This window comes from Pseudomonas imrae (assembly GCF_046352735.2).
Lineage (GTDB): Bacteria > Pseudomonadota > Gammaproteobacteria > Pseudomonadales > Pseudomonadaceae > Aquipseudomonas > Aquipseudomonas imrae.
Genome location: NZ_CP110853.2, coordinates 177684 through 198771, shown reverse-complemented (window position 1 = coordinate 198771; position 21088 = coordinate 177684). Strand labels below are relative to the sequence as shown.

Annotated in this window: 19 protein-coding genes; 3 read left to right on the top strand and 16 right to left on the bottom strand. The window is 60.8% G+C overall.

Going from position 1 to position 21088, the window contains the following annotated elements:
- Positions 1-66: 66 nt before the first annotated feature.
- From OQ460_RS00810 to OQ460_RS00790, 5 genes are all read right to left on the bottom strand, one after another.
- On the bottom strand, positions 67-717 hold the full coding sequence (locus OQ460_RS00810; protein ID WP_410020055.1) for a DUF799 domain-containing protein: 651 nt from the start codon (positions 715-717) through the stop codon (positions 67-69).
- Positions 714-1076, bottom strand: coding sequence for a DUF4810 domain-containing protein (locus tag OQ460_RS00805; RefSeq protein ID WP_410020054.1), 363 nt, complete (start codon positions 1074-1076; stop codon positions 714-716). Before OQ460_RS00805 ends, OQ460_RS00810 begins: the two co-directional genes overlap by 4 nt.
- 29 nt (positions 1077-1105) lie before the next feature.
- Positions 1106-1786, bottom strand: coding sequence for a CsgG/HfaB family protein (locus tag OQ460_RS00800; protein ID WP_410020053.1), 681 nt, complete (start codon positions 1784-1786; stop codon positions 1106-1108).
- A 102-nt stretch (positions 1787-1888) separates the two neighbouring features.
- The gene (locus OQ460_RS00795; RefSeq protein WP_410020052.1) at positions 1889-2170 is read right to left on the bottom strand and encodes a hypothetical protein; all 282 of its coding nucleotides are present in this window, start codon (positions 2168-2170) and stop codon (positions 1889-1891) included.
- On the bottom strand, positions 2167-3027 hold the full coding sequence (locus OQ460_RS00790) for a PoNe immunity protein domain-containing protein (RefSeq protein ID WP_410020051.1): 861 nt from the start codon (positions 3025-3027) through the stop codon (positions 2167-2169). Before OQ460_RS00790 ends, OQ460_RS00795 begins: the two co-directional genes overlap by 4 nt.
- A 356-nt stretch (positions 3028-3383) precedes the next feature.
- Here OQ460_RS00790 and OQ460_RS00785 point away from each other — a divergent pair, with 356 nt between their 5' ends.
- Positions 3384-3839 carry a GNAT family N-acetyltransferase gene (locus OQ460_RS00785; RefSeq protein WP_410020050.1) on the top strand — a complete coding sequence of 152 codons (456 nt, stop codon included), beginning with the start codon at positions 3384-3386 and terminating at the stop codon, positions 3837-3839.
- A 120-nt stretch (positions 3840-3959) separates the two neighbouring features.
- Here OQ460_RS00785 and pgaD read toward each other — a convergent pair whose 3' ends face one another.
- The 11 genes from pgaD to OQ460_RS00730 form a co-directional block, all read right to left on the bottom strand.
- A complete protein-coding gene (gene pgaD, locus OQ460_RS00780; RefSeq protein ID WP_410020049.1) occupies positions 3960-4436 on the bottom strand; it encodes a poly-beta-1,6-N-acetyl-D-glucosamine biosynthesis protein PgaD in 477 nt (158 codons plus the stop codon).
- Entirely contained in the window at positions 4433-5779 is a 1347-nt protein-coding gene (gene pgaC, locus OQ460_RS00775; protein WP_410020048.1) for a poly-beta-1,6-N-acetyl-D-glucosamine synthase, read from the bottom strand. The genes pgaD and pgaC overlap by 4 nt, the downstream gene beginning before the upstream one ends.
- A gap of 3 nt (positions 5780-5782) precedes the next feature.
- Positions 5783-7783 (bottom strand): poly-beta-1,6-N-acetyl-D-glucosamine N-deacetylase PgaB, encoded by a 2001-nt coding sequence (gene pgaB, locus OQ460_RS00770; protein WP_410020047.1) that lies wholly within the window; start codon positions 7781-7783, stop codon positions 5783-5785.
- Positions 7784-7795: 12 nt separating this feature from the next.
- Positions 7796-10246 carry a poly-beta-1,6 N-acetyl-D-glucosamine export porin PgaA gene (pgaA, locus tag OQ460_RS00765; RefSeq protein WP_410020046.1) on the bottom strand — a complete coding sequence of 817 codons (2451 nt, stop codon included), beginning with the start codon at positions 10244-10246 and terminating at the stop codon, positions 7796-7798.
- A 255-nt stretch (positions 10247-10501) separates the two neighbouring features.
- Positions 10502-11998, bottom strand: coding sequence for a YdgA family protein (locus OQ460_RS00760; RefSeq protein ID WP_410020045.1), 1497 nt, complete (start codon positions 11996-11998; stop codon positions 10502-10504).
- Positions 11999-12106: 108 nt separating this feature from the next.
- A complete protein-coding gene (locus OQ460_RS00755; protein WP_410020044.1) occupies positions 12107-12739 on the bottom strand; it encodes an NADH:ubiquinone oxidoreductase subunit N in 633 nt (210 codons plus the stop codon).
- Positions 12740-12819: 80 nt separating this feature from the next.
- Positions 12820-14262 carry an efflux transporter outer membrane subunit gene (locus tag OQ460_RS00750; protein WP_410020043.1) on the bottom strand — a complete coding sequence of 481 codons (1443 nt, stop codon included), beginning with the start codon at positions 14260-14262 and terminating at the stop codon, positions 12820-12822.
- Positions 14259-15149 (bottom strand): efflux RND transporter periplasmic adaptor subunit, encoded by an 891-nt coding sequence (locus OQ460_RS00745; protein WP_410020042.1) that lies wholly within the window; start codon positions 15147-15149, stop codon positions 14259-14261. The genes OQ460_RS00750 and OQ460_RS00745 overlap by 4 nt, the downstream gene beginning before the upstream one ends.
- Positions 15146-15355 (bottom strand): DUF1656 domain-containing protein, encoded by a 210-nt coding sequence (locus OQ460_RS00740; protein WP_410020041.1) that lies wholly within the window; start codon positions 15353-15355, stop codon positions 15146-15148. Before OQ460_RS00740 ends, OQ460_RS00745 begins: the two co-directional genes overlap by 4 nt.
- Positions 15352-17430, bottom strand: a complete 2079-nt coding sequence (locus OQ460_RS00735) for an FUSC family protein (protein WP_410020040.1) — start codon at positions 17428-17430, stop codon at positions 15352-15354. Before OQ460_RS00735 ends, OQ460_RS00740 begins: the two co-directional genes overlap by 4 nt.
- Entirely contained in the window at positions 17427-17858 is a 432-nt protein-coding gene (locus OQ460_RS00730; protein WP_410020039.1) for a MarR family winged helix-turn-helix transcriptional regulator, read from the bottom strand. The genes OQ460_RS00735 and OQ460_RS00730 overlap by 4 nt, the downstream gene beginning before the upstream one ends.
- Positions 17859-18157: 299 nt before the next feature.
- Here OQ460_RS00730 and OQ460_RS00725 point away from each other — a divergent pair, with 299 nt between their 5' ends.
- Both OQ460_RS00725 and OQ460_RS00720 read left to right on the top strand, forming a co-directional pair.
- Positions 18158-20314, top strand: a complete 2157-nt coding sequence (locus OQ460_RS00725) for an outer membrane assembly lipoprotein YfiO (RefSeq protein WP_410020038.1) — start codon at positions 18158-18160, stop codon at positions 20312-20314.
- A gap of 4 nt (positions 20315-20318) precedes the next feature.
- On the top strand, positions 20319-21023 hold the full coding sequence (locus tag OQ460_RS00720; RefSeq protein ID WP_410020037.1) for a DUF3142 domain-containing protein: 705 nt from the start codon (positions 20319-20321) through the stop codon (positions 21021-21023).
- The last annotated feature ends 65 nt before the right edge of the window (positions 21024-21088 follow it).

Genomic DNA, 21088 nt, shown 5'->3' with positions numbered 1-21088 from the left:
ACCCTACAACGAAAAAAGGCCTTTCCAGGTAGTCGCCAGGAAAGGCCTTTTTTCACGCTCAGGTCGTCAGTCCGACCCGTACTTGGGCGAACGCGGCCCGTACAGGATTCCCGTGCGCTGGCCGGCCGACAGCAGGCGCGCACTGGTGATACCGGCAATCGGATGCGCGGCGTCGGTGGAACTGTTGATCACTTGGTTGACCGCCGCAGTAATCAGCATGCCCACCAAGCCACCGCCGTTGCTGTTGCCCTCCTCGCTGGAAGCCCGCGCCGAACCCGTCCACAGCGTGGTGCCGGTGCGCAGGTCGACCAGTTTGGCCGAGGCCGTCACCGCCGTATCACTGGAGATCAGCATGTACTTGGTGCCGTACTCGCTGACGGTGATGTACAGCGCCGAGTCCGCTCCAAAAATTTCATGCAGTTTGCCGGGTGAAACCGCCTGGATGTCATTGGCGGTAGTCAGGCCGTTCTGGCGAAAGGTTTCGTCCACCAGGGCAATCGGCAACACGTAGTAGCCGGCTTCCGCCAACGGGTACGTCACTTGCGACACCAGGCTGTAGGACGCCTGCACTTCAGGGGATTCGTTGATCGGTGGCAACACCAGGATCGACTTGGGCCGCGCCTGTTTGAACGCCGAGTAGTCGACGGTCTTGGGGGCTGCGCAACCACCCAGCAATGCCACGGCCAACAAAACGCCTGTGAGTTTCAACAGGTTCATTTTTTCACCTCGGGGGCCTTGGCGTTCTTCAGCAAAAAGTCCATGTAGGCGGCGGACTCGGGGAACAAGGCCTTCTCGGTGCGCAACTGCTGCACCATCTGGTCATCCTTACCCATGCTCAGGTAAAGCAAGCCCAGATGGGCGTGATAGCCCGGTGGTGCCTGGCGGCCACTGGCGTTGATCTTTTGCAGATCCCGTTCCAGCGCTTCGACCTGGGCTTGCCTGGGCTCACCCTTGAAGTATTCGTAAACCTGCGGCTGGTAGCTTTCCCATTGATACAGGGGTTGGGGTGCCGTCTGGCACCCAGCGACTACTGTCATTGCTGTCAGCATCAACGCCAACTTCACTGCCTTGCTCATCCGTGTACTGCTCCTTGCAAACAATTAAATCAGTTGCGCGGGTTCCAGGCACCGGCGTTGATGCCTTCAACCAGACGATTGATCGCTTCGCGCATGGCCAGGTCCAGGACCTTGCCATTGAGGGTGGAGTCATAGCTGGCGGTGCCGCCGAAGCCGATCACTTCACGGTTGGACAACGCGTACTCACCCGCGCCCTGGGTCGAATACACCACTTCCGAAGTACTGATGTTGACGATGTTCAGGTTGACCTTGGCGTAGGCCACCTGGGTCTTGCCACGGCCCAGAATGCCGAACAACTGGCGGTCGCCGGTTTCTTTGCGGCCGAACTCGGTCACATCGCCGGTCACTACGTAATCAGCACCCTTGAGCTTCTGCACGGTGCCTTTGATTTTCGCTTCCTGGGATATTTCGCCCATGTTGTCGCGGTCTAGCACGCTGAAGCGATTGGTCTGCTGCAAATGGGTGATCAGGATGGTCTTGGCCTGGCCACCGAGGCGATCCACGCCGTCGGAAAATATCCCGCGCATGTAACTGGAGCGGTTGTCGAACTTGCCCACCGCAATCGGCACTCGCACACCTGAATAGACAACGCCGGCGCTGGCGACTTTCTCGACCTGCAGCGCACGCGAGCTTTCTGTGGCACAACCGGCCAGGGTCAGCAGCGCAGCGCCGGCAAGGCCTGCCAGCAGGGTTTTGAACAGTGTTTTCACGTGGTGCTCCTAAGTGAGTAAATCCAAGGTGTTCGGGGCCAGCTATCGCGACGGGATGTCACGCAGGGCACATATTAAGGGGCGGGATCTGCCTTAAAAGCATCAAAAACTCAAAAAGAACACGACCCCGTATAAAAATAGAGCGAAACCAGCCAGCATTGCTCGCCACTGCCCATTGGCATCCTTACTCATGCCGCCGGGCGCAATGGCCACCCTGGCGCCACGCGCATAGTTGTAGACCGCCTGGCCAAACCATAACTGCACCAACACCATGGTAAAAAAGCGCCTCCAACTGCCATCAAATCGCAAGAAGCCGTTCAACAACGCAGCCAGTAATAAAGCTACGCCCAGACCATGTCGGAACTTATACAAGTTAAGGCTCATTCACCTGACCGTCCAAACAACCTCGTGAACCATCCCGCTTTCTCAACTTGCACAAGGTCCGGTACCACCTCTTCACGGGGATGGAGCAAGTCGCCGGGATAATGTTCGTGCTCGATACACTCGCTATCGTCCAGCCCGAACACCTTGACGGCGGCAACCGCCTCAAAACACCAGCGGCCAAAGTAGCCTCCCATCTCGAGAGGGTGTTGTACCGGGTCACCGTAGGTGTACCACCAGGGTTGCTGCTTACCGCGTCGGTTCAACTCCGGATACCAATGCGCCACGAACGCAAGCAACAGCGACGCCTGTTGCGCCTGGGGCGCGTCGATTGCCTCGAGCAGTCTTGCGTAGGGTTTGGCGTGAAGTAGCGTCTGGCCGATCACCCGCTCTGGCTGGCGGGATGCAATGACTCGATCCAGCAGAACATCCTGCCCCTGGGGGCCGATCAACGTAACCAATCGATGCCATTGATCATCGGGAACTTCAAGAACCAGTGCCAGGCTCACCAACCAGAAAGATAAGATGTAGTGGTTCAAATCTGTCAGTTCGAAGGTCCAGTCTCGGCAAGTCTGCAGATTATTCTCAGCACATACGCTGTCGGACTCTCGATTGGAAAGCTCCCATGCATCCAGAACGGCAGAGAGACAGCCTGCCATCTCTGCAATGCTGCGACCGCTCGAATAGACCCGGATAGCCGCGCGCAAATTATCTTTGGCAAAATCGAACGCAAATTGCGCTCTGTAAAGGGGATTAGCCGAAGGCTGCGAGAGAATTGTACTGACGCGCTCAATCCATTGCCGATCCTTCGCTTCATGATCGTCCCAATACCGTTTATCTCCCAACGGTGCACGAATCATGGAAATTCCTCATTCAGGTTTTGGGCGCAAAATGTTCGGCAAAAAAGAGCACGTCGGAGTCAGCCCCGTTTCTTTGTCACCATACAGACGCCGCCAGGATCCAGTTCAACCACACGCCAGAAAATACCTGTCGGGCTCAACATAGGTCACTGCGAGCAGGCAACGGAAATTGCCTGGCCGTGAGGGATTTGAATAAAGCGGGGAAATACACATCGATCCTTAATGTAGGGTGAGAGGCTGCGTTCCATGCTGGCCGACCGCCAGTGCGAGACAGTGGGCGCGTTAAAGACCCCGAAATGTGTAAAAGGTTTCAATTTTTTGTAGGACAACTCTATTTTTGACTTAGGAAACCGCTCATGGCTGATCTGAAATATCGCCCTGCAATCCCCGCCGACGCGGGCGATTGCATCGTGCTGCGCGGCCAGACTCGGGAGAACGCATTTTCAGCAGCCGAACTGGCCGCACTCGGCATTACCGAAGCGTCCTGGAGCGCTGGAATCCGTGACGGGGCGCTTCCCGGCTACGTGGCCTGCATTGACGGCGAGATGGTCGGTTACTGCTTTGGCGATGGGGAAAGTGGCGAAATCGCCGTGCTGGCGCTGTTACCGCATGCCGAGGGCAAGGGTATTGGCAAAACCTTGTTGGACATGATGGTGGCGCACTTGCGCCAGCAAGGTTTCGAGCGGTTGTTCCTGGCCTGCGCCAGTGATCCGAAGGTGCGGTCCTATGGGTTTTATCGCCACTTGGGATGGAGAGCCACCGGGGAACGGGATGAGGCGGGGGACGATATTCTGGAGTTGTTGGTGGTGTGAGGAAGCACACGATCGGTGCGACCTGCTGGACCTCATCACGAGACGGTTAAGCCCGCAGAGCTGCTGATCAATAACGGGCGGTTTTGCAACCGCCCGTTCCGTCTCTACAACAAGCGCGCACTACCTCACTGCCCGGTCTCGCCCCTCCACCAACTTCAACCCCGGCCGCTCGACGTGCCTGGACACATGCGCCGCGACCTCCTGCACACCCCCTTTATGATCGTTATGAATCACTAACACCCCTGGCCGGCGCAGTTGCTCCAGGTCGCCCTGGCCAAGGTTGAAGCTGTCACTCAAACCTTGATCGCTGAGTGCCTTGGCAGTTGAGCGGCGCTGGGCAAAGTGCTTGCCGCGGCGCTGTTGATAGCGCGCCCAACCGATCAGCAGCACCGCATTGAACAGCGCGACCCACAGGTAGATCTGCAAGGTGTTCAGCGCAGCGAAGATCGGTGCGTCGATGCGCGGGCCGCCGTGGGTTTCGAGCATTGGTACCAGGCCGCGCACCAACAGAGTAATCAGCCCGGCCCAGGCCAGAAGGGTCAGCAACACATCGATGGCCCACATCACCGGGCGCTGGGAAGTTCGGATCAAGTTCATGAGTTCAGTTCCTTGCCGGGAGCCTTGATGCCGCGATCCGGGCTGACCCAGCGCGCGCGTTTTTGATGTTGACGGAACAGCACCTTGGGGAAGCTGACCAGGGTGGTGAACAGGCTCACCAGCCAGAACACCAGTGGGTACCAGACTGTCCAGAACAGGGTCTTCCACAGGCCGCGTTCATAACGGCGGTCGATCATGACGCTTACCGCAAACTGCACCAGGCACACCACCGCCAGCAACAGGCCGGTAAAGGCCGGCGGCATCAACGAACTGACAGCAATCGCCTCGGGCAGCGGCACCACTTTGCCCACGCCCCAGAAGATCACCGACAGCAGAAAGGTGAAGGCCCAGCCGGTGGACAGGCAGTATTCGAACAGCAGCGGCCACAGGTAGCGGTGACGCCATTGCCAGATCCCACGAATGTTCTTGAACAACACTTCGGCACCGCCCTGGGCCCAGCGCAGGCGCTGTTTCCACAGGCCACCGAGGGTCTCGGGCATCAGGATCCAGCACAGCGCACGCGGTTCGTAGAAGATGCTCCAGTGGTCCAGTTGCAGCTTCCAACTGACGTCGATGTCTTCGGTGATCATGTCGGTGCTCCAGTAGTCGACCCGGTCCAGGGCCGCCCGCCGAAATGCCACCACCACACCAGAAACCGTGAAGATCCGCCCGAACACCCGCTGGGTGCGCTTGATCAAGCCGATGATCGAAGAGAACTCACCGACCTGCACCCGGCCGATCAAGGTCGAGCGCGTACGGATCCGCGGGTTGCCGGTGACCGCGCCCAACCGTGGGTTGTCGAGCATCGGCGCCACCAGATAGGCCGCCGCGTTGCGGTCAAGCAAGGCATCACCGTCGATGCACACCAAATACTCGCTACGGGCCGCCACCGCGCCCATGCGCAGGGCCACGGCCTTGCCCTGGTTTTGCGCCAGGTGCAGCACCCGCAGGCGCGGCTCCTGCAGGGCCAAGGCGTCGAGCACCGCAGCGGTGTTGTCGCTGGAGCCGTCGTTGATCGCAATCACTTCGATGTTGCTGTAGTGCTGTGCCAATGCGGCGCCGATGGTATCGGCGGCGTTATCGCCTTCGTTGTAGCACGGGATCAGGATCGAGATCAGCGGGTTGCCCTTGAGCACCGGTGCCGGGGTGTCATCGGCCCACGGCCAGTGCCGCTCCCAGTGCAACCAGAAATACACACCGCCAGCGATCCACAACCCCGACATGAACAGTGGGTAGAAAAACACAAAGTCCATCAGGAACTGCCCGGTGACCAGGAAAATCAGGCCCAGGGGCACCCCCAACACCAGTGCCAACACGAGTAAAGCCAGGATTCTGTCGAACATGAGTCAAGGATTCCATTTGTTGGAAAGGGCCGGACGCACGGTGTTCAAATCCGGCGAATTCTCCAGGAAGTTGTCGGGGTAGTAGCCGAAGCTGCTGGCGCCCTGGCGCTTGAGCACGCCCATCCACTCGGCCATTTGCACGCCGGGAATATCCGTTGCGACCGGGGTGCGCCAATCCTTGGCCTGTAGCTCGAAGACCGTACGCTGCATCGCACCGGGCCGGGCCTTGACCGTGGCCACGAGTTTTTCCAGCCACGCGTTGGAGTTTTTCAGCGACTGGCCTTCCATCAGCGGCATGGCCATAGGCGCAGTCCAGTCGTAGTGCTGGAGGAAGTCGTCGAGGTTCTGCGCAAACCAGGCTTCGCTGCCCGGGTTGAGCATCGGTTCAGCGAAGATATTGCGCGCAGTGAGCACTTCCGGACCGCGCAGGGCGCGGACCTTGGCGGTCAGTTCATGGGTAAAGTCGATCAGGTAGCGGCTCTTGAAACGAGTCCAGCGCTGCATCACCTCGGGGTCGGCGCGCAGGGCCTGGATGGTGCCCGGCAGGCCATTGGCTGCGTAGGTTTTCAGGGCCTGGGGGCTGGCGTCTTCAAAGTCCGAAAGCATCGCGTCGTCATGGAACAGCACCCCGTGGATAGCGCTGGTGCGGGCCAGGTCTTCGTAGATCTCACCGATGATTTTGCGCACCTTGGGATCGAACGGCGACAGGCGCTGGTACTGTTTCGGGTCGACGGCAACCTTGCCGGTGGCCGGGTCCCAACGGGTGACGCGAGGCAGTTTGGCATCCAGGGCAAAGCTGAGCACGGGCATCCAGGCATAGACTTTGACCAGGCCGCCACGGGTGTGCAGCTGCCAACTGACACGGTTGAACAGGTCGGCGCGCATCGGCAGATGGCGGTTAGGGAAGTACAGCGAATGCACCAGGCCATCGCCCTTGGGGTCGGCGAAAGCCTGGAGGAATACGGTGTCGACGCCCATGTCCAGCACACGCTGGACCAGCGCGTCGAGGTTGCGCACTTCTTGTGCCTTGTCCGGGTCGTAGACTTGATCGAGGTCCACATGCAGCACGCGCATCGGCGCCTTGGGCTGCGTCGACACTATGCTAGTGGCGAAGCGCTCGCCGTCCGGGTCGTTGTCCACCAGAAAACGCGGGCTGCTCATCAAGTTGCCGAGGTTGTCGAGGCCGTCTTCCAGGGTCAGGGCCATCTGGTAACCCTGCTCACCCACCACCGCCAGCGAAGTACCGTCCGACGCCCCATACGGCCAGACCCACACACGCGGGGCCTTGCCGGTGACCGCGCGGATTTTGTTGGAAATCGCCGCTACGTCGGCGCGCATCCGCGCCCGGAACTGCGCCTCGGGTTCGTAACGGTTGGTGGCGGGGTCAAAGCGCCGGGTAGCGGCGGCCGGTTGCAGGTTGCCCTGGGGGTTGGCCAGCACGCCCTTGTGATTGGCATCGGTGTGGGCGGCGATTTCCACCAGGCCCGATTGCGCCACTTCGCGCACTTGTTGCCAGGTCAAAAATTCCGCACGGTCACGCGGTACACCGGCAAAATCCACCGGTTGGCCCAGCGGCGTATCGAGCCAACTGCCTACCGGCGCCAGCACTGCCGGCCATTGGTAGGCCCGCAGAATCGGCATGACGCGGGTGTAGAAACTCGAATAACCGTCGTCGAAACTAAGCATGACAGCCTTGCGCGGCAGCTCTGGTCCGCCAGCGCGGGCAGCGAGGACCTGGTCGACACTGACCGCCTGGTAGCCGTTCTCGCGCAACCAGGCCAACTGCTCGATCAGGCGTTCGGTACGCACCGCCACCACTCTTTGGTCTGGGTCACGGTCATTGACATCGTGGTAGGCAATACCCAGGAAATGATTTTTCGGCCACGGTGCTTCATTGACCGACTTGAGCCGCTCGGCGGGTGGAATGTACGGCGCGGGTTGCTGGGCGCAGGCGCTGGCGAGCAAGAACCCCAGGGCCAACAGGCAACGGGAAACAATGGTCATGATCGGACTCTTCTAGAAGCGGTAAGTGAGGTCGACGATCAGGCGCACATCGCTTTCGCGCTCACCGTCATAAGGTCGATTGATCCAGCTCAGGTTGGCGCCGGTCTCCACCACGTCGTTCCAGCGATAACGCTGGCCATAACTGAGCATGCCGACGCCGCCGGTTGCGTAATCGTGCTGGCTGTAGGTGCCCGCACCGACCTGGAACTGCTGACTCCACTGGGTTTCGTAACGGTTATAGAGCACATGATTGACGTTGACCGTGGGCAACACACTGAAGTCCGAGCGCGGGTTGAAATACGCGGCCTCTTTCTTGCTGTTGCGGCTGGTGGCGACTTCCAGGCCAAGGTCCACTTGCACACCCGGCGAGCGGTAGACACCCTCACGGCCGGTGAGCAGCGCTTCGACACGGTCGTTGCCGTCGCTGAAGTGGGACGGGCTCAGGGCCAGTTTCCACTCACGACTCTCATTGGCGCGCCAGCGGATAAAGCCACTGCCGCCGTTGGCGGTGACGTTGGCATTGAGCGCGCGCAGCGGCGTGCTGGCGGCGAGGTAGTCGAGACTGCCCCCGTACTGCCAGTGGTCGTTGATGTCGCGGGCAATCGCCAGCCGTGCGCCTTGCTTGGTGCCTTTGCCGTAGGAGTGATTGGAGACTTCGGCCTCCAGGGTCATATCGCGGGTACGCCGTTCCACACCCAGGCGCTGCCAGCGGTGATGGCCGGTGCCTTCTTCAAAGTCGGCGGTGGCGTAGCCGATACCGCCGAATATCCGCCAGTCTTCATCGATGGGGGGGCTGTACAGCAAGGTTTCGATTCCCCAGTCGCGGCTACCGGAGACCGCCCCGCCACCATGACTTCTGCCGGTCTCGGTTTCAATGCGCAACTCGGCCATCTCATGCACCTTGCGCAGGCGCTGGAGGCGTTGGACCTGGCGATTCTCCGGGGTGCGGGCGACCACGTCATCGGCAAGGGCATCGAGTTGTCGCCACTCCTGTAGATTCAGGGCGTTGTAGCCTTGGGAGACTTCCAGGTCGATGTTGCGCGGGGCCTGGTTTTCGGCGTCTTTGAGGGCGATCTCGGCATGCCGTGGCCAGGCGCGGGCGCGGAACATATCGGCTTGGGCCACACGTATGCCGACATTGCCGGGCGAGGTGCGTACCAGGCTTGCCAAGCTTTTTTCACTGGCCGGCAGATCGGCGCCATAGGTCGCGGCCTGGGCCGCCAGTTGCTGGGCATCCAGCCACGCGTCGTTGGGGTTACCGAGGGTCAAACCCTTGAGTTCGACCCGAGGGATTTGCGTGTTCGCCAGGTGGTCTGCGACGACGCGGGCTTCGTTGGCCTGGTCGTTTTCCAGCATGGCGTAGTACAGCGCGGTACTGTCTACGACTTGGTTGCTGGGGTCGGCATCCGGCGCCGACACTACCTGGCGATACAGCGGCGCAGCCTTTTCCGGCAGGCGTTGGTCGAGATAGGCGGCGGCTACCCAACGCTGCGCGTAGGTCGGCAGTTGCACGCCCTGACCTTGCAATACCTCGTAGTCGCGGATCACTTCAGCGGTACGCGCGCGGGCCTTGAGCGCGCCCAGGCGGTCGATGCGCCAGCGCACCACATCGTCATGGGCGCTGGCATCTGGAGTCCAGGTGGCGAGCAGCTGGTCGTAATCCTTGAGGGCGCGATCCGCGATTACATAGCGCTCGCTTTCGCTGCGCGTGGGGAATTCGGCCAGGCGCACGCGCTCGGCGGCCAGATCGCCTTCCAGCCGACGCTGGGTCACCGGGTCAAGCAGGCCGGGATGACGGGCGCTCAAGCGCAGTGCCGGTTCCGGCAGACGCGCGCGCTGCAGGGCATTGATGTATTCACGAACCACGTCGGGCTGGTCGCCGGCGCGGATAAAGGCTTGATCGAACTCAAACAGCGCCTCGAACGGCGAGCCGGCACGGGACAACGCGTACCCCAGGGCCATGCGTCGCTGGGCGTCGTCCGGCTTGGCGGCGACCAGCGTCCGCGCCCCCTGCACGGCTTCGCCGGCCTTGTCAGCATCAGCCAGGGTCAGGACCAGGCCCAGTTGCAGGTTTGGATTGTTCGGCTCGCGCGACAAAGCCTGGCGATACACACCTTCAGCGAGTTCCCAACGCTGTTGGTTGCGATAGGTGCGGGCCACGGTGGCCAAGGCTTGGGTGGTTAATTGGCGCTGGCGGCCCTGGGTCTCGTAGACCTTGAGCACTTCGTCATCCTGCCGGGCCCAGCTGGCGATCAACAGATGATCGCTGACTTGCCCCGACGTCTGGCGTGCAGCGGGCAATTGGCGCAGCAAATCGAGAGCGGGGCCGTAGTTGCCGGTGCGCGCCTGCTTGATCAGCGAATCGTAGGCAGAATCGGCCAGGGCCAGGGTGGGCAGCAATAAGGTGCAGGCGATCAACAAACGCAATCGGCCAGGACCAGAGGGAGGGAGGTTACGCAACATATCGTCAGCATCCTTACTCGGAAAGCTGTAGCGATAGATTTACCTGCACAACACGCATCAGGCGGCCGGTGTCTGATGACCCGGCCAAGCTTTCCAGGCGTGCAATATCGTTTAGGGGAGTACGAAAAGGGGCGAATCAAGACAATTGTTCAGAATTGTCCTACAGACCATCAGGGATTTTTTTGGTTGGGAGTAGGGACATATCCCTTGCTGCGGTTATGTCCCACCCACTACCCATGATCCAGTGCGTGCGGCTTACTGAGCCCCGCCAACTGCCCCCAGCTTGCCCAGCACACCGCCAATGAACTGCTCAACCGTCATTTTCTGGCCGTTGAAGGTCACTTCATTGTTGGCATAGTGCAGCTTGGACAGGATGTCGTTACCTTCCACGGTTGCCAGTTGCGTGCCCACGGCCATGGAGCTGACCAACTCGCTGGCCATCTTCGACTGCTGCTCGATGGCCTTGGGGTCGGTGATACCGCCCATCTGCGCTTGCAGTGCGGCAACATCCGAAATCATCGGTTTGGACAGTTTCAGATTGGCATCGAGCACGGTGATGATCTGCTTGGCCAGTTCGACCGGCGGCAGCTCCATGGTGGACGGTTTGGTCATGTCCACCACCAGGCTGAAACGGCTTTCACCATTGGTGGTCTTGAGGGACAGGTTTTCCAGGGCCACTTGCGGCTTGGCGGCCAGCAGCAAATCGACGTTGGCCCCGGCCAGCAGTTGCTCGGCTTCAGTCAGTTGCAGCTCGGGAATTGGCTGGCCGGCAGCGGACGCTGCTTGCACCGGTTGCATCTTGTCTTGGTACAGCTCGGTCAGCACCAGTGTCGAGGGTACATCGATGTTCTTCACGCTCACGGTCATGGCCGCCGAGCCCACGGGCTTACCCTGGTAACCGATCTCGTCGATCTTGTAGTCAACGCGACCTTGCAGGTTGTTGTCCTTGGTGGCGCTGCTGTCTTTCTGCTCGAATCCCTTGAGGGTCAGCACCGCTTGCTGCGGGCCAAACGTAAACGTGGAGTTGCTCAGCTCGATGTTGTTCTGCCCGACGTAGAACCCGAAGCTGCTCTTGGACAGGTTACTGGCCACGGTCAGACCATTGAGCTGAGCCTGGAACGGCGCGCCTTCAGGACTGATCAGCGAAACCTTGAGGTCATCCATGTAACCGTCGACCTTGACCTTCTCTCCCTTGGCAGTGTTGGAAAAGTCCAGTTTCATGCCAGAAAAATCGACACTGCTGGTGGCATCCTCGAACGCCAGTGGCAACAACTCCATCTTGCCATCCACCGAACGGTTGAAGCCGATGTTGGCGACGCCCTTGAATGGCGATACGTCCTTGGCCGCAGCGAACCATTTCTCGGTGGTCGGACTCTTTTCCAGTGCGACATTACTGGTGGCCAGTACCGGCCACCACTTGAGTGTCACCAGGCGGGAGAATGGCAGCGGGCCGTGTTCGATACGGTCGACAAACAGCAGTTCGCTGTTTTTATGCTCTTCACCGAATACCGAGCCTTCAGCCTTGAGGCTCCAGTGCGCGGTGCTGCTGAACCAGCCGCGGTCCAGGGAGAGCATCTGGAGGGTCAAGCGACCATCAACACCGGCCATGGAGCGCGCCATTTCCTTGTTGACGTCTTCGGATGCGGTTTTCAGCACGCCTTCCAGTTGACTACCGGTGTACCAGGCGCCTGCGGCACTGACCACGCCGACAGCGGCGACAAAACCCAAAAGTACAACGGCTGATTTATTCATGAAGTGACCTGATCGAATCCTGTGCGAAAGTGGGCTGTCTTCCCTGACCCCCGAAGTGGGGCGTCGGCTCAAGCCCGCCGAAAACAGCAGGAAGGTTAGCACTGGCGCTCAGGAATACTCCATCTCGATCTCATCAAGCTGATGGTCAAAGCTCTTCAGGCGTACGGTCCACGTATACACCAGCACTTCAAACTCGCGGTGGATGACCGCGTTGCCCGGCGTGTCGCTCCTGGGGTCGCAAAAATCCAGTTGATAACGCTCACGAGCCATCGCGATGGCGACGTCGGAGAGCTCCCGCGCATTGTTCAGCCAGTGCCGTCCATCGGCCACTTGCCGGTCCAGGGCTACGCATTGCTGCTTCAAGGCTTCGAGGCTTTTTTCCAGGGGCGTACCTGTGAGTTCGCCCATGACTTCCTGGAAGGTACGACCCGGTTGCCAGTAGCTGCCCCAGAAATAGCGGTCGAACACGGTTTCGACCCGGCGCAGCGCGACTTTGGTGTCCCAGATCGCGACACGCGTCTTGCCTTGTTCGAGGAGTTTTTTCTTGGTGCGCTGGCTCTGGTAGGAAGCCCAGGCCACGACGCCGATGGACAGCGCGGCGATCAACGCGCAGGCGCTGTCGAGAAAGATCATGGCCTTGTCGATCTGATGGGCCAGCATGACGCCGTAGAAATAAGTGGCCGATAACAGCACCAGTGCGAAGAGCACGCACCAGAAAGCGGGAGCATAAGGGTTTTTCATTATTGGAATCCCCATGAGCAACGCAAGCAGTGATCGGCGGGCCATCACGAAAGCCCGCCTCTCAAAGCATAGCAACCGCCTCAGGGTTTGCCGGGTTCTGCACCTTGCGTTCGTCCGCTTTCCCAACCGCCACCCAGGGCCAGGAACAAATCGATCTGGCTCATGGCGACCTGGGTATTGGCCTGCGCCAGTTGCGCGCGCATGTCGGTGTAGGTGCGGGTGGCCTGCAGGTCGGCAAGGAACGACTCGCGGCCTGCCAGGAAGAAGCGATGGGTCTGCTCGGCGGCCTGTTGCGCGGACTGCTCGGCTTCGGCCAAGGCGTCACGCCGGTCCAGCAGCGCGGTGTATTGCACCAGCCCGGTCTGGGTTTCACGAATGGCGTTGAGCACAACGCCGTCAAAATGCGCCAGGGCGCCCTGGGTCGCGGCTTCGGCCTGGTGAATGCGCGCGCGGGAGCCGTTGGACGGCACGGTCCAGTTCAGCAAGGGGCCAAAGCCCCAACGGTTGGCGGGCGGTTTACCGAGGTTTTCGATAAGCCCGACCGTGCCAATGGAGGCACCAATGCTGATATCCGGGTACAGCTCACCGGTGGCGACACCAATACCCGCCGTGGCCGCGGCCAGTCGACGTTCAGCCTGGCGCACGTCGGGCCGGCGCTTGAGCAGTGTGGCGCCATCGCCTACCGGCAATAGCTGGGCGATGTGCGGCAGTTCGGCGCAATCACGGGTGCCGGCGGGCAATTGATCCACCGGTTTGGCCAGTAGCATCGACAGGCGGAACAACGCGCCCTGGCGCGACGCTTCATAGCGCGGCAGTTCGGCACGCAGGGATTTGAACTGCGTTTGCGAACGCGTCACCTGGGTTTCATCACCGCGTCCGGCATCGCGCAGGCGCTGGGTCAAGCGCGTGCTCTGGGCTTGCAGGTCCAGGGAATGACGGGCGATTTCCAGTTCTTCGTTGGCAGCACACACCTGGGTGTAGGAGCGCACCACATCCGCCACCAATGTGATGCGGGCCGTGTCGACGGCGGCCTGAGTCGCGTCAGCATTGGCTTGGGCGCCTTCAATGCCGCGTTGCAGGGTGCCGAACAGGTCAAACTGGTACGAGGTGGTGATGCCGATATCGCCAACGTTGGCGACCGGCACTTTATCCGCCAGCAAGAACGCTTCGCCCGATTCCTGCAAGCGCTGGGCGCCAAGTTTTACGCCGCCGCTCCAACCACCGGCAGACTGTGCCTCTTGCACCTGGAAACGCGCCCGTTGCAAGTTGGCCGCTGCGACGCGCAGATCGGTATTGGAGGCCATGGCCTGGCGCACCAGCTCGTCCAGGCGCCGGTCCTGGTACAACTTCCACCAATCCGCAGGCACCGGCGCCGAGACGACGTTGCCGCCCTGCCCGGCCAGTTGCCCTTGCAGGTCGCTACGGTTCACCGCGGCCTCATCGGGCAAGTGATAATCCGGGCCGACCACCTGGCACGCCGACAACAACAAACCCAGCCCGGCGGTTGCCAGCACTCGCCTCATGGTTGGTCTCCAGCGCCGGGCTGGGCGTCGATAATCGACACCGTGGCCGTGCGTCCGGCAATCATGCGAAAGTCATCAGGCACCTCGTCAAAGGCGATGCGCACGGGGATTCGCTGGGCCAGACGCACCCAACTGAAGGCCGGGTTGACGTTGGGCAGCAAGTTGGAGCCGCTGCTACGGTCGCGGTCTTCGATACCGGCGACAATGCTCTGCACATGGCCCCGCAAGCGCGCCCGGTCACCGACCACGCGAATATCGACACTCTGGCCGACGTGGATACCGTCCAGCTTGGTCTCTTCGAAATAGCCGTCGACGTGAAAAGAGTTGCTGTCCACCACCGACAGCACCGGGCGCCCGGCAGTGACAAATTCCTGCGGCCGTGGCGCACGGTCGTTGACGTAGCCGTCTACCGGGCTGCGGATCACCGAGCGGTCGAGGTTGAGCTGGGCGCTGTCCACCGCCACTTGCGCCTCGGCAAGCGCTGACTGGGCGCGGGCCACGCGGGACTGGCTTTCTTCCAGTTGCTCGCTGGCCACCAAGTTACCCAGGCCACGGTTGCGTTTGGCTTCACGCTGGGCCTGGGCCAGGGTTTCCTGGCGGTCGGCGACGGCGGCACGAGCCTGGCGCAAGGCGAGCTTGAAGCGGTCCTGGTCGACCGAAAACAGCACTTGGCCACGGCTCACCAGTTGGTTGTCACGCACGTCAACCTGCTGGATCAGCCCGGAGACGTCCGGGGCGATCTGCACGATGTCGGCGCGGATGTGTGCGTCGCGGGTCCAGGGTGCAAACATGTAGTACATCACCATGCGCCAGACCACCACGCAGGCGAAGGTCACGATCAACAATGTCAGGACCACACGGCCGATAGTCAAAAAAGGTTTTTTCATGTCATCAGGTATCGACTGAGTGAGTCCACCGCGCCCAGCAACAGCGCGTAGAGAGCTACGTTGAATAATGCCCGGTGCCAGACCAGGCGATAGAAGTGGACGCGCGTCAACAAGCCATGCGCCACCAGGTACAACACATACGTAATGCCCATCAGCACCAGCAGCGTGGGCAGGAACACCCCACTGATATCCAGGTCACCGATCATAAAGGCGCTCCATCAGGTAACGGCGCTTGCATGTCGCCTGTGTCGACAAACTCGACGCCGGGCAACAGCGCCAGGCGCAAACCGCTGAGGGCATGCAAAAGGTGCAGGCGGGTCTCGCCTTCGCCTTGCAGGCCCTGGCCATTCAGGGCGCGCCGTGTCCGGTCGAGGGTCATCAGCAGACCACTGGGCGCCGGCAAGCGTTCACCGGCTTTCAGGCATGCCTTGAAGTAGTCGCCGACCTCGGTCACGACTTGGTTGAGCAACTCTCGCGGTACGCCGAGAACACGTGGCGCATAGGCCAACAGATCCAACAGGTTCAACGCCACGCGCAATTCGCGCAGGGCCACACCGGTGTCCTGTCCGGTCATGGCCAGGCGCGGCAAGTGTTGCATCAGGCGGTCCAGCATCTGTGCGGCCATGTGCCGATGCTCGGCCAGGGTGGCAGGCTCGGTGAGGCTGACAATGTCGCGCCAGCTGAAGCGGGTCAGGCGCTTGGCCGCCAGTTCCGCGCCGAAGGGCCGGGCGATCAGGGTCCAGACGAAAGCGAACAACAAGCCCATCGGGCCTGCCAGGTTGGAGTTGGCGAAGCTCAGGAAGTCAGCGTCATAAGCGCCCTGAATGCTGATAAACGATGAGGTGTTGACGATGGTCAGCAGCATGCCCAGATAAAACCGCGGTTGCACCGTCAGCGTGCCCACGCAAATAAACGGCACCGCGAAAGCCAGCACCAGCATCGGAAAATCGTGCAGGTTGGGCAGGATCAAAAACAGATAGAGACTGGCGAACAGTACCGACATCGCGGTCCAGAAAAAGAACCGGTAAATCTGCGGCGCCGGATCGTCCATCGAGGCAAAGAAGCTGCAGGCCACTGCGGCGAGAATCACCGCGCTGCCGCCGTCGGTCCAGCCCAGCAGAATCCACAGTACCGAGGCCACGATGATCGCGCTGACCGTGGAAAACGCCGAATAGAACATCAGGCCACGATCCAGAAACGGCGTCAGCCGGCCCAGTCGCCAATGCCGATAAACCGCGCGCCACGGCGCCTGGCTTTCACACTGGATGGCAGCTTGCAAGCTGCGGCAGTCCTGCCACAAATCGATCCATTCGCCCAGGCGATACAAGGCGTTGGAGAACAGCAATTGATGACGATCATCCAGAGCGTCAGCATCGGGCTGCAGGGCTTCAAGTTGGTCTCGCAGGATGCGCCAGCGCTCAACCGGTGCGTCCTTGGTGGTGCTCTCCAGCCACTGGTTGGCAGCCGTCAACAGCGGCGCGAATCTACCGACCAGTTCCGGGGTGCGGCGCTCCAGGGCATACAGCGCGTCATCGAGGGCATCCACCACCGGCAGCAAATGAATCATGCGCCCGCGCAGTTCCTTGGTATTGCGCACGGTTTGCGGCCGCGCGCCCTCGTGGGGCAGTTGGCCAATCATCAACTCCAACGTGTTGAAAGTCGCAACCATGCCGCCGCGCAGGCGGGTAACGTCCTCGGGCTGCACGTTGCGGGTCAAAAATCGCTGGCTGTAGACCGTGGCATCGGCAAACCATTTACCGACGGAATCGTCGAACACCGGCGCCAGGCGCCGCGGCCAGAACATCGCACCCACCACGGCCGCCACAGCAATACCGAGGAAGATTTCTTCGGTACGCGCCTCGGCCACATCCCATACCGCCAGCGGGTTATCCACCACTGGCAAGGCAATCAGCGGCAAGGTATAGCCCGCCAGCATCAGCGCGTAGCTGTTGGCCGTGCGCAAATGCAGGGACAAAAACAGCAGGATCCCGGTCCACAGCGCAATCACGACCACCAACAAGTAAGGGGTCTGTACAAACATCGGCACAAAAAACACCGCCGCCATCGCCCCCAGGAACGTGCCGATGGCGCGGTACAGCGCCTTGGAACTGGTGGGACCGACAAACGGGCTGGAAACGATGTACACCGTGGCCATCGCCCAATACGGACGCGGCATTTGCATGAGCATGGCGATGTACAGGGCGATCATCGATGCGGCGAACGTACGCACGCCGTAGAACCAGTCCCGGGCCGGCGGCATGCCGCTGAAAAAACCGTTCAAGAAGGCACGACCGCAACGGGGTGGCTGGCGTCCTCGAAGGCCTGCAAGACACGCAGCGCAATTTCCAGATCAGCCGGAGCAATGTCCGCCAGCACTTCATGGCGCAGGCGCACCAATTGCGTTTCCACCGCGTACACCAACTCACGCCCACGGGTGGTCAGGTTCAAGGCCTTGGCGCGACGGTCGTGGATGTCTTCAGTACGACAGACGTAACCGGCGTTGCACAATTGGTCCAGCAGGCGCACCAAGGATGGGCTTTCCATCCCGGAAGCCTGGGCCACCTTGACTTGATGCACACCGTCGCCGAGGCGGCCGATCATCAACAACGGCACGGCGCACGCTTCGGAAATGCCATAGCTCACCAGCGTGGTCTGGCAGATTTTGCGCCAGTTACGGGCGCCAGCCACCATGCTGCTGCTGAGTTTCATATGAAGGTGTTCGAGGTTTTGGGGCACGTGATTGTCGGTATATAGTTAGTTTGCTAACTATCAATATGATGGATGCAAGGATCTTCGTCAAGTTTTGATACAAATTCGCAGATAGATGGTGTTCAGCGAGGCGAAACTCCTGTGGGAGCAAGCCCGCTCCCACACAAGCCCGCTCCCACAAAGTTGCGCTGCTTCGCCAGCAGATTGGCATCAACGACCGCGCAACAATTTGTAATCTTCGCGCTATCATCCCCCCTTCGCCCTGCGGCATTCATGGACTCTTGGAGTAAGGAAAATTCATGCGCATCGGTCTTCTGTCATCCGTGGCCCTGGCACTGTTTGCTGGCGTTTCACTCCAGGCCCAGGCCAGCGGCGATGATTCGTGCTATCCCGACTGGCGCATCTCGCGGGATACCCTCGCCGGTTGCAGCAACCTGCCCTTCCTGAGCCCGGGCAACGATAGCCGAGTCAATCTGCGGTTGCTGCTGGCGGATAAAAAAACCACTGCGCTTGCCCCAAATGCCTTGAACGAAGACGACCTGGCCCAGGGATTCGGCCCGGTGCCATTTGCGGTGTATCGCCTGGTGCCTCATCCGCCCGCTGCGCCAGCCGTAGAACAACAAGGTCGCGAACTGGACACGTTGCTCGTCTCCCTGGGCATCCAGCGCGAAGCCACCACAGCGGCAGGCGAGCAGTTTTTGTCTGGCGAAGGCAACCGCTGCCGCAGCAATAACGATGACAGTGCCGCGGCCTTTATCCGTCAGGTGATCGAGGCTGATATCGCGCCGAATGAACGCGTGTTGCTGGCCAATGCACGCCTCAAACTGCTCAGCACCTGCGACTGGCAAGGCAGCGTGCTGCTGGAGCCGCAGTTGATTGCCTCAACCCAGGGCCGCGAACTGACCACCTACTTGCTTGCCGCCTCGGACTTCTACAGCGGGCGCTTTGTATATGCCGAGCGCGGGTTTGCTGCAGTTACCCTCACTTCGCTGCCCTGGCTGAAGGAAACGGCGGACTACATGATCGCGCGTGCCTCTCTCAATCATGCCCAGGAAAACGCCTTCGACGAATACGGTATGCCACAGCGCGAGGCTGTGGATAAAACCGCGCTGGATGAAGCCGAGCACAGTTTGCTGCGCTACCTGAAGACTTATCCACAAGGCCGATACAACGCATCCGCCCGCGGCCTGTTGCGCCGGGTTCACTGGCTGGCCGGCGACGCGAAGAAACTGGCGGACGACTTCGCCTGGCAATTGACCGAGGCCAGCGAGGCCCAGCGCAATGTCTCGATCGACGAACTGGTGGAAGAAACCGACAACAAGTTACTGACAAGCTACGCCGACTCCGTCAGCAATCCGCTGCTGCTGGTGATCAATGACCTGATGTGGATGCGCGCGAACAACCCGCCGAAGCTGACCCGCGAAACCCTGGATGCGCAGAAGGCCGCATTTGCCAGCGAGCCGGCGCTGTACGACTACGTTCAAGCGGCGTTTGCGCTGTATGTCGAGCACCAGCCCGACGACGCCTTGAAACGCTTGCCGCAAAATGTGCCATCGAGCCTGGACTATTTCGCCTTCAGCCAACAGACCCTACGCGGACTGGCCCTGGAAGCCAGGCAGGATTGGCAGGGCGCGGCAGCCCTTTGGCTGCAACTGTTGCCGCTGGCCACACAACCGCTACAGCGCGACCAACTGGAGCTGGCCCTGGCCATGAACTACGAGCGCAGCGGCCAGTTGGCCAAGGTGTTTGCCAGCGATTCGCCGATTCAGGCCAGACAGGTGCGCTATATCCTGCTGCGCAGCGTCGCCGGGCCTGAACTGTTGCGCCAGCAGATCAACCAGGCCAGTGATCCGCTGGAGCGCTCTACCGCGCAATTCGTGCTGCTCTATAAAGACTTGCTGCGCGGCCAGTTCGCGACATTTGCCGAGGACTTGCAACAACTGCCAACTGAGCCCTCCGCGGACAAACTCGGCACCAGCCTTGGCTATGTCTACGACGGCGGGCAGTCGCTCAAGTTGTTCCGCTGGAGCGGCGAAAACGCGCAATCGGGCTATGCCTGCCCGAGCATCGCGCACATTGCGAATACCTTGCAGGGCGATCCGAAAAACCCACAAGGCCTGAACTGCCTGGGCGAGTTCATCCTGCGTAACGGCCTGGACGGCATGCCTCTGGAGCAGGCGCGCTCGGCTGGCAGCCTGGGCAGTAGCGCCGCGGATTTCAAAGGTGAGACCTTCTCGCGGCTCGACGGCTACAAACAAGTGATCGCCAATCCCAAGGCCCCCCACGACGACAAGGCCTATGCGCTGTTTCGCGCAATCAATTGCTACGCGCCTTCCGGCTATAACAGCTGTGGTGGCGAGGACGTCGACAAAGCGCTGCGCAAGAGCTGGTTTCGCCAGTTGAAAAGCGGGTTTGCCGATACTCAGTGGGGCAAGTCGCTGCAGTACTACTGGTAAGCGTGTGAAAGGCTTCTGGTTATCCTTGCTCCTGCTGGCGAGCCCGGCTTTCGGCGCGGTCGACGCCCATGACTATGACGCTTTCTGGCTGTGGAGCGGTGTCGCTCCACAGCCAGTGCTCAAGCAGGCCAAAACCCTGTACATCCTTCAGGGCCAGATCAACTCCACCCGGCGCCAACCCGGACGCGGCGTGCAGCTGATCGCCCAGGGCATGAGCGTGCCGCGCATCCGCCAAGGTGAGGTGTGGGTGGTCTACCGCGCGCACACCTTGCGCTGGCCGGCATCGGTCTACACCCAACTGCTGGGGCAGGTGCAACGCTGGCAAGCGGCAGGCAACCCGGTGATCGGCATTCAGATCGACTTCGATGCCCGCACCCAATACCTGCACGAATACGCACACTTTCTCAAAGACCTGCGCCAACGCTTGCCCAAGGACCTGCGCCTGAGTATCACCGGCCTGATGGACTGGAGCAGCAACGCCGATCCTCAGGCCATTGCGCAACTTAAAGGTGTGGTGGATGAAGTGGTGGTGCAAACCTATCAGGGACGCCACAGCATCCCCGATTACGCTGCCTACCTGCCACGGATGAACCGATTGGGCATGCCGTTCAAGATCGGCTTGATCCAGGGCGGGGATTGGCAGGAGCCGGGGTATTTGCAGGGTAGTGAGTGGTTTCGTGGGTATGTGGTGTTTTTACAGAACCCATGACTCGATGAAGCGCTGCTCAACATACTGCAGCGAGCTTGCTGAGGATGACGCGTGAACTGGCGTAG